This is a genomic window from Gloeocapsopsis sp. IPPAS B-1203 (assembly GCF_002749975.1).
Lineage (GTDB): Bacteria > Cyanobacteriota > Cyanobacteriia > Cyanobacteriales > Chroococcidiopsidaceae > Gloeocapsopsis.
On record NZ_PEIG01000009.1, the window covers coordinates 123847 to 136616 of the forward strand.

The window sequence follows — 12770 nt, forward strand, 5'->3', positions numbered from 1 at the left end:
GTTAGATGGATTCCTTAAGCAGTAACGGCTGGCTTACTCTCCATGACAAAGGCGATCGCTATCACCAACAAGCTACTCAGACTTATCAGCAAGCGATCGCCCAAAGCGGACAGATTTACACCACTGATTACGTCCTAGATGAGACGTTTACATTCTTCTTTCGGCGGCTTCCTGCACCTCGTGCAGAGCAATCTATGAAGAAGCTGACAGCAGCTTTTTCAACCAGCAACTTTCATCTAGTCTGGATCAACGAAGAACGCTTTAGTCAAACTGAGAAACTCCGTTCTAGATTTCTCGACAAGCCTCTGATCTCTTTCACCGACCTAACCTCAATGGTCATAATGCGAGAATTAGATATTACAACAATTCTTACTGAAGATGCTCACTTCACCCATGTGGGGATGGGCTTCCAGCTACTTCCCTAGACCGATAGCTAAAGGATGAGATGTAATAAGGTTCACAGATTGGGAATATTGAATGAATAATCGTTTGCTAGACGTAGAGATGGCATCAAACTTCGACTTTCTCCACACCCACTAAGTCAAGTGCGAGCGCAGAACTAGCCCTAGCCCAAATCTCATAATCTTTGCTTGGCAAGGATTCTAGGAGGGCAGAAATTCCGAGTTGGGGCAAAACTAACGAAGCTGCTATCAGGGGCAATCTAGCTCAAAACGTTTACTGTGTAGGCATTTCAATCAGCAAAAATTAGCGCTTGCGCCTTGGTTAAATATTGCCGCTTCTGGGTAGTCCCTACTAAATCAGACACTTGGGCGGATTTCTTAGAATGGCTGAGAACAAAATTTAATAGAATTTTGCCAAATTTGGTTGAAAAGCGACTCGTTTCCCCTCAACCACTTCTAGCTGCAATATTATTTAAATTGCCCTGTATGACAGCCTCGCTAGCTTTGCTCCAAAGTAGAGGAAGCTAGCAAGCGAAAGAGATAGAGGGCTAAATCAGCCAAGGTAACTCTTGGTTGTGCATCATGCAATCATCTCGGCTCAATACAGCCCTAATCGTGAACAGTGCCATCAGGCATAATAGCGCCGCTTAGTTTTGCTCCATCCAGTGCGGCTCCAGTGAGGTTAGCTCCCTTCAAGTTGGCTTCTTCTAGATTGGTACCACCTAGATCCGCTCCGCGAAGGTCTGCTGAAGTTAAGTTTGCGCCACTAAAATTAGAAAAACATAGCCAAGTCCCGCAGAGATTAGCGCCAGTCAAGTTGACTCCACTCATATTTAATTTCTGAAGGTCCTGCCCAGCTAAATTTACTCCACTTAGATTTGTACCGCTAAGTCTTGTCTTTTCACTAAACACTGCCTTCCTCAAATCACTTCCACTGAGGTCGGCGGCAGCTAGGTTTGTTCCCTTTAAGGAAGTGTGCATAAGGTTCACACCTCTTAAATCTGCCGCACTAAGGTTTGTATAATCCAAGTTGGATTGACTTAAATTCGCTCCATTCAGGTTTGCTTGGATTAAGGCAGCACCATTTAAATTAGTCCCAACTAGGTTGGCTCTACTTAAGTTGGCTCCACTTAATTCTGCACTCATTAGATTACTACCAGCTAGGTTCTTATTTGGCAGCGACACGTTATGAGTAATCAAATAAGCACCAGCTTTAATCGGGTCAAAACCATCTGGGAAGACAGTGTTTGTGTTGTAGAGCGCTTCTTGCAGCTTGACATTCTGGAGATTTGCTCCTTCAAGATTTGCCCCTAACAAATTGGCATGACTGAGATTAGCATGACTTAGATCCATGTTCATTAGTCTTGCTGCTCTTAAATCTGCCCCACTTAAGTTAGTCGCAGTCAGGTTAGCTCCACTCAGGTTTGTGTATGATGACAGACTAGCTCGGCTGAGATTTGCTCCACTCAGGTTAGCTCCACTTAGGTTTGTCCCATTATGCAACTTGGCTCCGCTTAAGTTAGTTCTTCTTAGCTTTGCCCTGCTTAAATTGGTTTGGTAGAGATTTGACTGAGAAATGTTGGCATTGTCTAGGTTTGCTGCTGCTAATTCTGCATTAGTTAAGTTCGCTTTACTAAGATTTGCTCCCTTAAGATTTGCTTTATTTAACTTCGCCCGATTAAGGTCAGCACAATTGAGATTGGCTCCACTCAAGTTAATCCCAGCAAAATCCCGTTCTTTATTGTTATATCGCCTCAAAAATTCTTCAGTATTGACTAATGTTTCCTGACTATCTTCATCTGAATCATCAGTATCTCTATCAGTTTCCCGACCATCAGGATTCACCAAAATAGTATCAGGCTGCTTGCCTATATCTTGCGCGTCTAGTGGAGCTTCCACATCTGCAAGAGCCACCAAACTTGCTGTAATACTTTCATCCATAGCCTGTGCAGAATACACCTTTGCACCATCAAAGCGATTAATTAAGCCCTGGATAATGTGAATATCTGTCGTGCAGATTCCGACTTCCCGTTCAGCATTAGAGGCGCTCGATGTCAGCAGATTATGACTGCCCAACATAGCAAAGGCAGAATCGCATACTAAGAACTTTTCATGAGTTCCTAACAGCTTGAGGCGGAACAAGCCAGGATAATCCTGTTCCATCTGTCTTAAGTCTGGAAGGGCATTGTACCGCCAGCCGATACCTATGCGACTGCGATCGCTCAAATGTCCCCAACCAATTTCAATCCGACAGCTACGGTCGAGGCAATCCCTAAACCTCTGTATCAAATCAGCGTCAATGCTATTGCGGTTGAGCCAAGGGCAAACAATAATTAGCCGCTCTTGGGCTTGCTCTAGTGCTTCCAGCAGTACGGCTCGGCTACCCGCTCTGTCAAACACTAGCTGATATTGACTCAATTGTACTTGTGTTGATTGTTGCTGGCTCTCCTGTTTCGAGCCGTCAACCACTTCCACTGGTACTAAGGATGGAGCTAAAGAGTTATCAAGTTGCTGATGTAGCTGGGCTAAAGTAACCTTGAGCGCGGCTAGCTGTTCTAGTTCAGGTCTATTGTTGAATTGTGAGCTTAACCGATCTAATTGGTGCTTCGTTGTATTGATGTATTTAGCTAGAACTTGTTGCTGCCGTTCTAACTGTTCAATTTTAGAAACAAGGGAATCACGCTCTAGGTTAGACATATTCTCGCGCTTGACTGTGCCAAGCCTTATCTATAAGAGATGGTAGTTTGAGGTAGTGGCTTCTCTATGCTGGCAGTAGGCATAACAAATAGGGTTTAGAGACGATAAAGACTTGCATGAAGAGTTGGCGATCGCGCATAGATGGGGTAGTGAGACGGAAGCACACGCTAGGGGCAAAGTAACCAAATCAAGTGCCGAATCTTGGTTTGGAGTCAGAAATTCCACCTGTTTGAGCCAAAAACTGCGCCCTTTGCACTCGCCTCTAACTCCAACTTTTTGAGAAAAAACGCCGACTCAGCTTCAAATCAGAACATTTGATGGATAGTGTAAGATCGCATTTGATTAAATGTAGGTAATGACAATGATTCTAGCCTTGGAGTTACTTACAAAAGACACAGTTCATTTGGTAGCATGACTGGCGATCTAACCCAACCAAGCGCTCGACTATTTCAAGAAATCCATCAACTTATTGATGCTGCAAAACAACGCGCCGCCGTTGCTATCAATGCAGAAATCACCCTAGTGTATTGGCAAGTCGGCAAACGCATCCAAACCGAAGTCCTACACGGTCAACGCGCCGAATATGGCAAACAAATCATTATTTCTTTATCCACACAGTTAACTCAAACCTATGGCAAGGGCTGGGGTGCAAGACAACTGCGTCATTGCCTCCACTTTGCCGCGACTTTTCCTGACATTGAGATTGTGAACACACTGTGTTCCAAATTGAGTTGGTCGCACCTGCGAATTTTAACAGGTATAGACGACCCCCTAAAACGAGAGTTTTACATTGAAATCGCCCAACTCGAACAATGGAGCGTCCGCCAACTACAAGAACGTATCAACTCCATGCTATTCGAGCGCACCGCCCTATCACGTAAACCCGAAGAAACCATCCGCCACGATTTGGACTGGCTGCGCCAAACTCAACAGGTATCACCCGATTTTTTGCTCAAAGACCCCTATGTGCGACGTGAAAGTCGCCCGTTTCGAGTGAGAGGGCAACCTCTCCAGAGACTCCTTCTCTCTGTCCTCACGTAACAGAGTCTCCGACTCCGCCTACGGTGGTAGTAAGCAATGACCCCACTGGAATGCAAGGCACGAAAGCGGACACTACAGAAAGCCTCCTTCTGTAGAGACTGCAAGAGGAAGACCCGGACAGGTTAGCGCAAGCGAATCACTGTAAGCTTCGTAATACTTGTAGAGAGTGAAATCAGGCTGAGACACTCTAACCAAAAGGTACGTGGGCGGTTATCAGGTTGTATGGGACTGATAACGAAGGACACAAGCCCCACCGGAGTAGTAGGTGGAACCTTGCTGGGTCGCATCTCGAACGGACGGAACACGGTAAGCCCGATAGATTCTCCAACGACGGTCGATAGCTGGAGTAGGCTAACCGCAAGGAAAGCGGAATTATCTAGCGGGTAAAGGATGCTGGAGAAAGCGAATGCTTGGGGTAATGCTCAGGATAGGGGTTCAAGCTTTGCCCTACTGCGAAAGCGGGCAAACTTCCAGCGAGTCTTCCACGGTAAACCCAATGTAACGGAACCGAACCAACGTGAAAGATAGCGTCAGCAATGACATCGGAGCGAAGGAACCTCAACTGAGATGGGCAACTATTAATTGGCAACTCGCTCAGAAACGGGTCAGGAACCTGAGACAAAGAATATATCGTGCGACCCAACAGCAGCGGTGGAATCAGGTGAGAAGCCTGATGAAGCTGATGCTTCGCAGTCAAGCCAACTTGCTACTGTCGATTAAACGAGTCACCCAAATCAACCCCGGCAAACGGACGGCAGGCATTGACGGTCTGACGTTTCGTAGCACCGAGGAACGGGAGTGGCTGTGGCAACAGATGCAGGCGTATACACCTTGGGTAGCTAAACCTGCCCGACGGGTGTATATTCCCAAAGCTAACGGGAAACAGCGTCCCTTGGGAATCCCCACAGTCCAAGACCGAGTGTTACAGGCAGTTGTGAAGAATGCCCTAGAACCAAGCTGGGAGGCTCGCTTTGAGACAAACAGCTTTGGCTTTCGACCCGGCAGAAGTGTCCATGATGCCATTACCCAGTGCCATAGTCGGCTGCGGAAAGGGCATGACTTATGGGTACTCGATGCGGATATCAAAGGCGCGTTCGACCACATCAGTCATGATTATGTCCTCAATGCCATTGGAGAAATTCCAGGTAGAGCCTTAATCAAGCAATGGCTGAAAGCAGGGTATGTCGAGTCCAACACCTTCCACGAAACTCCTAGCGGTGTGCCGCAAGGTGGAGTAATCTCGCCCTTACTGGCGAATATTGCATTAGACGGTCTAGGAGCAATGCTGTCCAATTACCACAAGGTAAAAGCGGGGGTACTCTCACCTAACGCTAAACGAAAAGGGACATTTAAGCACAAGCTCCAGCGGTACGGCTATATCCGCTATGCAGACGACTTTGTCGTCACGGCTGAAACGCAGGAAGACATCAGCGCCATTCTTCCGACCATTCGAGAATGGTTGAAAGACAGAGGACTCGAACTCAATGAAGAGAAAACCCAAATTGTTCAAGTGAGCAAGGGGTTTGATTTTCTGGGCTTTACGATTCGCCAGTTCAACGGACACTGCATTATCCGCCCCCAAAAGGACAAGGTTTTAGCGTTCCTCAACGACATCAGAACGTGGCTGAAACGTCACAAAGACATCAAACAAGTGGATGTTATTCGATACCTAAATCCAAAACTTAAAGGGTGGTGCAACTACTACCGATACGTGGCTAGCAAGCGGGTGTTCAGCTATGTGGAATACCAAATCTGGAAAGCACTCTGGAAATGGGCATGTAGACGACACCGCAACAAAGGCAAACGATAGATTGCAAAGAAGTACTTCAAGACTATTAATGGTCAAAGCTGGATCTTTGCAACGACAGCTCAGGAGCGGGACGGGAAGGAGCATACCTTTGCCCTCACCCAAGTCTATGACACTCCGATTACTCGCCACATCCGGGTTAAAGGCACGTTCTCCCCGGATGACCCCACTCTCTCGGATTACTGGCGAAAACGCCAAACTGGGATGGGAAGGGTACTGCTAGCACCAGGCTCAAAGCTTTATTACATTGCTCAGAGTCAGCGGTGGAAATGCGAAGTGTGCAGTGAACATCTGTTTAATGGCGAAGTGCTGCAAACGCACCACAAACAGCCTGTTAAAGATGGAGGTGGAGAGGGATTGCTCAATTTAGAGCTAATTCACAAATCCTGCCATAATCACAGACACGTGCATGGGCGAAGGCTTGAGCCGGATGATGGATGAACTGTCAAGTCCGGTTCTTTGGGGGGAGGGATGCGGCGACGTATGCCCTCCTACCCGACATCTTGGATTTTCTGGATTTAAGAGATCGCTATCTCGAAAAAGACCTCGAAGATGCCATCTTGCGGGAAATCGAGCAATTCATGCTAGAACTCGGTGCGGGTTTTACCTTTGTCGCGCGTCAAAAACGCCTGCAAATCGACAACGACGACTTTTATATCGACTTATTGTTTTATAACCGTAAACTCAAACGCCTCGTAGCGATTGACCTCAAATTAGGCGGCTTCCAGGCTGAATATAAAGGTCAAATGGAGCTTTACCTGCGTTGGCTTGCCAAATACGAGCAAGAAAGCGATGAACAGCCGCCACTGGGAATTATTTTATGTGCAGGTAAAAAGCAAGAGATGATTGAATTGCTAGAGCTAGATTCTAGCGGCATCCATGTCGCCGAGTACCTGACGGTATTACCGCCCAAAGAATTACTGCAAGCAAAACTCACTGAAGCGATCGCCATCGCCCGCCGCCGACTGCCATACCCCCAAGACAACCCATCGTGAACGAAGCGCTCGCGCCGAATCAATTACTAGGCGTTTGAGTAGCAAGTGTGACAAAAACCACGCTAAGGACTTTTAGCTAAGTTAACGCAAGCAGTGGGGTTTCAGCCTTCGAGAGCGCACTTGAAATTTTTAGATCGCCTGTACGATTAATAATTGTTTACTTAGTAAAGCCCCTGCTATGAGACAGTTTCAGGCTTAACGTTGTTTTATTCTCCGTTGCTACTCAAACCCCTACTACTGGGCAACCAATACAGGCAATCCAGCTAGCTGACGAAGCTTATTAAGTTGTGCTTGTCGATATGTAGATTGAGCAGTAAACAAAATAGCATTACCAAAAGGAGCTTGAAAAAATACTTCAAACTTGGCGCTCTTGTCTCGATAAGAAAGCGAACCAACTTGAGCGCGTCCAAAGGTATGACGACTGTTCTGCACAATTAACGTGTAAATTGACTGATTACTTTGAGATGCTGGGTGAATAATTGCGCCAAGCCCCCGACTCTCCAAATCAGAGGTAGTTACAGTAAATTTTGATTCATCTGAATGAATATAGCTAGCTAGAACCCTTTGCAAACCCCAAGTATCAGCAGTGTCAGAAACCGCGATCGCACTTGTTGCTGGCTCAATATCTACGCCTGTAGCAACAGACGTAATTACAGTATCTTTAGCAACTACGATATAGTTAGCTCCAAAGTGCAACCAAGCACCTTTGCGGATGTAAACTTCGCCCTCCGCAGGAGCAGTTACAGTTAGACTAGCAACTTCATCATCAACCGCGATCGCTGTGCTTGGGGTAAAGGTATAGACAAAAGGCTCGTTGCTGCAACCATATAGATCGCCAATATAAATACACGCCTTAACAGACATAGAATCAACCAAAAAACTTCGATTCTAGGTTAAATGCAAATAACAAGCCGGAGCAGGGTAATTAACGCTTCCTCACCCCAAAGCTTCGCGCGCTAGAGCTAGTTGCCATTCTTCAAATGAGTGCAACTAGATTTAGTTTTGAGCAAGCTTCTGGCTTGATAGAGGTAGGCAGCCATCGCATACCAGCCTACGAACATTTTTCCGATTGCTTCTTCAGTAAACTCTACATATTCAAGTTTTTCCAAGATTTCTGAAAATCGATTACTGGAGTAGAAAGAGTAGGAGCTATGCGGCAAATTGTTGACTAACAAATTCCATTGTCCGATAAAACTCAGCAATAAATTTATTGTTGAATAGACATTGCTATAATTATGTACATAAAAGCTGTACATAATTACTATGCTGAGTTCGGAGACTACATACACAGAAGCTCGCAACAATCTTGCTAGCCTGCTCGACCAGGTTGTTGATGATAAAGAAGTAATCGTCATTAAGCGTCGCGATCGCGGGAATGTTGCACTGATAGCAGAAGAAGAACTTTCCAGCCTTCTTGAGACAGCTTATCTGCTACGTTCGCCCAAGAATGCTGCTCGGCTATTAAGTGCTTTAGAACGTGCCAAAGCTCGTACAACAGAGCCAATGTCTGTTGACCAATTGTGCCAGGAGTTGGGGATTGTCAAGCAAGAAGAAGAGCAATAAGCCACCTAAAATCTCTCAAACAGAGGTACAGAAAACTACTGTTCGCGTCCCAGTATTTGAGGAAGAATTTAGGGAAGACCTCGGCTGGTGGTACAAACACGACGTTCAAAAGGCGTACAAGGTACTAGACCTAGTTCAGGCTATATTGCTTGACCCCTTTACTGGAATTGGGAAGCCAGAACCACTTAAGTACCTGGACGCTGATACCTGGTCGCGCCGCATTGACTTAGAGCATAGAGTTGTATATACAGTCACCCACGACCGAATAAATTTTCTTCAAGCTCGCTATCACTACGAGTAACCTGCAATCATTCATCAACATCTGTCAGTGCCTCATCCAGTAATAGGCGCACTTTGGTACTCATGGCAGCAGCCCCAAAATCTCCTCAAACAAACGTTGGTACTCCCTAGCAGACTCCGCTGCAAGTCGCCCAGGTAAATCCCAAACTGTTGTTCCTTGACGGTTGGCATCGGCGATCGCCCCCTTTATGCAGCCCAGTCTTTGCACAGCAATTCCGCCTGTTGCAGCACTGTAATTGTTGCCTTTTCTTGCTTGTCTGGGGGATAGTCGTATTTACGCAAAAGTCGTTTTACTGAAGTCCTCAGCTTGGCGCGGACGCTCTCTTTGACCGTCCAATCGATAGAGACGTTGCGACGGATAGTTTGGACTAATTCGCGGGCGATCGCCTGTAGCGTGTCATCCCCTAGTAACTGTACGGCGCTATCACTAACCTCTAGGGCATCGTAGAAGGCTAGTTCGTCTTCTGTTAATCCCAAATCTTCACCGCGTTTTTGGGCAGCGCGGATCTCTTTAGCAAGGTCGATCAGTTCTGAGATTACTTGGGCTGCTTCAATTGAGCGATTTTGATATTGCCGAATGGTTTGCTCCAGCATTTGAGAAAAGGAACGAGATTGGACTAAGTTTTTGCGCGAGCGAGTTTTGATTTCATCGTTGAGGAGTTTTTTCAGTAGCTCTAGGGCAAGGTTGCGGTGAGGAATGCCGCGTACTTCTTCTAGAAACTCATCTGAGAGGATAGAGATATCGGGGTTTTTCAGTCCAGCAGAGGCGAAAATGTCTACCACTTCATCGGAGACGACAGCTTTAGATACAATCTGTCGAATTGCAGTATCTATATCCTCCTGACTCTTACCGCCTACAACAGTATGTTTTGCAAATGCTGCTTTGAGTGCTTGAAAAAATCCCACCTCGTCGCGAATCTCTAGGGCTGATTCATGGGGAACTACTAAGGCAAAGGCTTTCGCTAGATCGGTAACGGCTTTAATAAATCGCTGCTGCCCATCCGATCGCTCTAGGATGTGATTTAGTGCTGCGGGCATGACAGACAAACGCTCTGTGGGAGTGCCATTGAAGAATAGAGAATAATCGAAACCGTGAAATAGATCCGTGACGATTTCGTACTTCTCCTGCATGATGGCGATCGCCGCTTCTTGAGGAATGCCTGTCTGTCCGCGATCGCCTTCGGTGTATGCTGCTAATGCTTGCTTGAGTTGGTCGGCAATACCTAAATAATCGACGACTAAACCACCAGGTTTATCTTTAAAGACGCGGTTCACTCTAGCGATCGCTTGCATCAATCCGTGTCCCTGCATTGGCTTGTCTACATACATCGTATGCAAGCAAGGGGCATCAAAACCTGTCAGCCACATATCCCGCACGATGACTAGCTTAAATGGATCGTTGGGATCTTTAAATCGTTTGGCAAGTTCTTTGCGTTTGGGCTTATTGCGGATATGCTGCTGCCACTGTGCGCCATCCGCAGCAGAGCCAGTCATCACGACTTTAATTGCCCCTTTATCGTCGTCGGCGTGCTGCCAATCGGGGCGTAACTTAACGATCGCATTGTACAAGTCTACGCAAATCCGGCGGCTCATGCAGACAATCATTGCCTTACCGTCCATAATCTCTTGGCGGCGCTCGAAATGCTCTACAAGGTCTTTGGCAACTAGGGTAAGGCGTTTTTCTGCTCCCACCAAAGCTTCTAATCGCGCCCACCTGCTTTTTAATTTCTCTTTTGCTGTTAGCTCCTCGCCTTCAGTGATTTCTTCAAATTGAGTATCGATTGTGGGTTTCTCTGATTCTTGGAGTTCCAGTTTGGCGAGTCGTCCTTCGTAGAAAATGCGGACGGTTGCCCCATCTTCTACAGCGCGTTGGATGTCGTAGATGTCGATGTAGTCGCCAAAGACGGCAAGAGTGTTTTTATCTGTAGATTCGACGGGAGTACCAGTAAAACCAATAAATGAGGCATTCGGCAAGGCATCGCGGAGATATTTGGCAAAACCGTAGGAGGTGTAAGCGCGATCGCCTGCTGATTCTGGTAGGGAATCGCTATAAAGTTGATAAGGATTGGATGCTTCAGCCGCCAACAAAGAAGTTTGAGGTTTTAGGGGGTAAACTTTTCCTTTCTGCTTGGTAGGTTTAACGACTACTTTAGCTTTTAACCCGTACTGCGAACGGTGGGCTTCATCAGCAATAAAAACGATGTTGCGGCGATCGCTTAGTTGGGGATACTTTTCGTTTTCGGTACTGAATTTCTGAATTGTTGCAAATACAACACCTCCTGATGCGACACTCAGCAGTTCTTGCAAATGTTCTCGGTTTTCGGCTTGGACTGGGTTTTGACGCAATAAATCGGCGCAAGCAGCAAAGGTACTAAATAGCTGATCGTCTAAGTCGTTGCGATCGGTCAGAATTACTAGAGTAGGATTTGCCATTGCCGGATGTTGGATCATCTTTCCGGCGTAGAATGCCATTGTTAAACTCTTGCCACTGCCTTGAGTGTGCCAGACTACACCAACGCGCCGATCGCCTTGGGGTGAAGCTGCTTCTACAGTACGAGCGATCGCAGTATTGACGGCGTGGAATTGGTGATACCCAGCCATTTTTTTGATAATGCGATCGCCGTCTACTTCAAATACGATGAAGTGTCGCAGCAAGTCCAAAAATCGTGATTTGGCAAAGATACCTTTGATTAAAACTTCCAGTTCTGGAGTATTGTTGGTAGCGATTTCATTTCCGGCGATCGTCCGCCAAGGCATAAATCGTTCCCAGTCAGCAGTTAACGTGCCAACTCTAGCGGTGAGTCCGTCGGAGATAACTAAAACTTCATTGTAGGGAAACAGACAGGGGATATCTTGTTTGTAAGTTTGCAGTTGGTTAAATGCTCCCTTGATTGTGGCGTTTTCTTCTGCTGGGTTTTTTAGTTCAATAACTGCCAAGGGTAAGCCGTTGATAAAAACCACAACATCAGGGCGGCGATTTTTTCTGTCTTCGATGACAGTAAATTGGTTAGCTGCTAACCAATCGTTGTTGTCGCTGCTATCAAAGTCGATTAACTTCACCTGGTCGTGTACGATCCGGTTGTCGGCGTAGTATTCTACAGGCACGCCATCGATCAGTAATTTATGGAAGCGGCGGTTATTTTCAAACAAGCTGGGTGAATCTAAACCTACACTTACAACTTTGCGGAGCGCTTCTTCTAAGGCATCGACGGGAATGGTAGGGTTGATTTGTGCTAGGGCTGAACTGAGGCGATCTACTAATATTACATCTGCGAAGGTTTGTCGCTCGGCGTTTGGTTCATTGGGAGCAATATCTAGAGCAGAAAGAGTAGTGTAATCTAATCCTTCAAACCATTCCAGGGTCGCAGCTTCAACAATCGATTCGGTTACACCGCTCATCTAACTATCTCCAGTATTTTGTGTGCGGTTTCACTTATGGGACTGCTGAAGGTGAAGGCTGCGAACTATTACCCATGTTTTGTTGGGGCTGCATGGGCGCATTTAGTTGTCGCGATATTGCTAGAACGTTTTTACAAAAGTCCTGAGCGTTTTCGGTCTTTTTATAAAACAGAATTAGGTTTGAACAATTAGTATGAACAACAATCCAATTTCGTTTGTAGACAAAAAAGGCAACTATGAAAGCAATGCCAATTATGTAGATTAAGGTGAATATTCCTAGAGTTAGTAACCACCACATTCGACCTTCAACCAGTTCTCCTGAGTCGATATTTTGAATGCGAGTGTAAATTACTTTTTTCTCTAACTGGTAGGCAGATGTAGCATTAGATTGCAGTACATCGCCAACAATTTTCATAGTTGTCTTGCCGCTAGCTGGAATCGCAACATTTCCCCAAACTTGACCTGGATTACCGCTAATTTCTGTAATTGTTCTAGTGCTGTTTAATTGATTACTTCTCATGGTTTTGTTAATTTCAAATTAATTGATAAATTTAAGATCGAAGTTAA

Annotated in this window: 12 protein-coding genes and 1 pseudogene; 7 read left to right on the forward strand and 6 right to left on the reverse strand. The window is 46.0% G+C overall.

Features of this window, described 5'->3' with window-relative positions; translation table 11 throughout:
- Window positions 1-5 precede the first annotated feature (5 nt).
- Entirely contained in the window at window positions 6-425 is a 420-nt protein-coding gene (locus CSQ79_RS16765) for a type II toxin-antitoxin system VapC family toxin (RefSeq protein WP_099702314.1), read from the forward strand.
- A gap of 585 nt (window positions 426-1010) precedes the next feature.
- Here the strand turns inward: CSQ79_RS16765 and CSQ79_RS27925 are convergent.
- Entirely contained in the window at window positions 1011-3098 is a 2088-nt protein-coding gene (locus CSQ79_RS27925; RefSeq protein ID WP_289501230.1) for a pentapeptide repeat-containing protein, read from the reverse strand.
- A 411-nt stretch (window positions 3099-3509) separates the two neighbouring features.
- On the opposite strand from CSQ79_RS27925, the gene CSQ79_RS16775 reads away from it, so the two are divergent.
- Window positions 3510-4139 carry a DUF1016 N-terminal domain-containing protein gene (locus CSQ79_RS16775; protein WP_099702315.1) on the forward strand — a complete coding sequence of 210 codons (630 nt, stop codon included), beginning with the start codon at window positions 3510-3512 and terminating at the stop codon, window positions 4137-4139.
- A gap of 376 nt (window positions 4140-4515) precedes the next feature.
- Here the strand turns inward: CSQ79_RS16775 and CSQ79_RS27930 are convergent, their stop codons facing one another.
- Complete coding sequence (locus CSQ79_RS27930; RefSeq protein WP_289501261.1) at window positions 4516-4836, reverse strand: hypothetical protein; 321 nt, start codon at window positions 4834-4836, stop codon at window positions 4516-4518.
- On the opposite strand from CSQ79_RS27930, the gene ltrA reads away from it, so the two are divergent.
- The 3 genes and pseudogenes from ltrA to CSQ79_RS16785 form a co-directional block, all read left to right on the forward strand.
- A complete protein-coding gene (ltrA, locus tag CSQ79_RS16780) occupies window positions 4765-5949 on the forward strand; it encodes a group II intron reverse transcriptase/maturase (protein ID WP_502693938.1) in 1185 nt (394 codons plus the stop codon). The genes CSQ79_RS27930 and ltrA overlap by 72 nt on opposite strands.
- A 201-nt stretch (window positions 5950-6150) precedes the next feature.
- On the forward strand, window positions 6151-6387 hold the full coding sequence (locus CSQ79_RS27935; RefSeq protein WP_289501231.1) for an HNH endonuclease signature motif containing protein: 237 nt from the start codon (window positions 6151-6153) through the stop codon (window positions 6385-6387).
- A gap of 53 nt (window positions 6388-6440) precedes the next feature.
- Window positions 6441-6941, forward strand: a pseudogene (locus CSQ79_RS16785) (PDDEXK nuclease domain-containing protein); the annotation flags it as partial.
- A gap of 234 nt (window positions 6942-7175) precedes the next feature.
- On the opposite strand, the gene CSQ79_RS16790 reads toward CSQ79_RS16785, so the two are convergent.
- The gene (locus CSQ79_RS16790) at window positions 7176-7805 is read right to left on the reverse strand and encodes a hypothetical protein (protein WP_099702316.1); all 630 of its coding nucleotides are present in this window, start codon (window positions 7803-7805) and stop codon (window positions 7176-7178) included.
- Window positions 7806-8204: 399 nt separating this feature from the next.
- On the opposite strand from CSQ79_RS16790, the gene CSQ79_RS16800 reads away from it, so the two are divergent.
- Both CSQ79_RS16800 and CSQ79_RS16805 read left to right on the forward strand, forming a co-directional pair.
- Window positions 8205-8504 carry a type II toxin-antitoxin system Phd/YefM family antitoxin gene (locus CSQ79_RS16800; protein WP_099702318.1) on the forward strand — a complete coding sequence of 100 codons (300 nt, stop codon included), beginning with the start codon at window positions 8205-8207 and terminating at the stop codon, window positions 8502-8504.
- Window positions 8479-8805, forward strand: a complete 327-nt coding sequence (locus CSQ79_RS16805; protein WP_502693936.1) for a Txe/YoeB family addiction module toxin — start codon at window positions 8479-8481, stop codon at window positions 8803-8805. Before CSQ79_RS16800 ends, CSQ79_RS16805 begins: the two co-directional genes overlap by 26 nt.
- Before the next feature lie 60 nt (window positions 8806-8865).
- Here the strand turns inward: CSQ79_RS16805 and CSQ79_RS27940 are convergent, their stop codons facing one another.
- Genes CSQ79_RS27940 through CSQ79_RS16815 form a run of 3 tightly spaced genes read right to left on the reverse strand, consistent with a single transcriptional unit; the run spans window position 8866 to window position 12723 of the window.
- Window positions 8866-9012, reverse strand: coding sequence for a hypothetical protein (locus CSQ79_RS27940; RefSeq protein ID WP_289501233.1), 147 nt, complete (start codon window positions 9010-9012; stop codon window positions 8866-8868).
- On the reverse strand, window positions 8991-12203 hold the full coding sequence (locus CSQ79_RS16810) for a type I restriction endonuclease subunit R (RefSeq protein WP_099702319.1): 3213 nt from the start codon (window positions 12201-12203) through the stop codon (window positions 8991-8993). Before CSQ79_RS16810 ends, CSQ79_RS27940 begins: the two co-directional genes overlap by 22 nt.
- 34 nt (window positions 12204-12237) lie before the next feature.
- Entirely contained in the window at window positions 12238-12723 is a 486-nt protein-coding gene (locus CSQ79_RS16815; RefSeq protein ID WP_099702320.1) for a hypothetical protein, read from the reverse strand.
- Window positions 12724-12770 lie beyond the last annotated feature (47 nt).

Excerpts from the sequence above, each read along its gene's own strand:
- CSQ79_RS16815 (WP_099702320.1), bottom strand. The coding sequence starts at position 12,723 with ATGAGAAGTAATCAATTAAACAGCACTAGAACAATTACAGAAATTAGC.
- CSQ79_RS27925 (WP_289501230.1), bottom strand. The coding sequence starts at position 3,098 with ATGTCTAACCTAGAGCGTGATTCCCTTGTTTCTAAAATTGAACAGTTA.
- CSQ79_RS16800 (WP_099702318.1), top strand. The coding sequence starts at position 8,205 with ATGCTGAGTTCGGAGACTACATACACAGAAGCTCGCAACAATCTTGCT.
- CSQ79_RS16790 (WP_099702316.1), bottom strand. The coding sequence starts at position 7,805 with ATGTCTGTTAAGGCGTGTATTTATATTGGCGATCTATATGGTTGCAGC.
- CSQ79_RS16775 (WP_099702315.1), top strand. The coding sequence starts at position 3,510 with ATGACTGGCGATCTAACCCAACCAAGCGCTCGACTATTTCAAGAAATC.
- CSQ79_RS16810 (WP_099702319.1), bottom strand. The coding sequence starts at position 12,203 with ATGAGCGGTGTAACCGAATCGATTGTTGAAGCTGCGACCCTGGAATGG.
- CSQ79_RS16765 (WP_099702314.1), top strand. The coding sequence starts at position 6 with ATGGATTCCTTAAGCAGTAACGGCTGGCTTACTCTCCATGACAAAGGC.
- CSQ79_RS27935 (WP_289501231.1), top strand. The coding sequence starts at position 6,151 with ATGGGAAGGGTACTGCTAGCACCAGGCTCAAAGCTTTATTACATTGCT.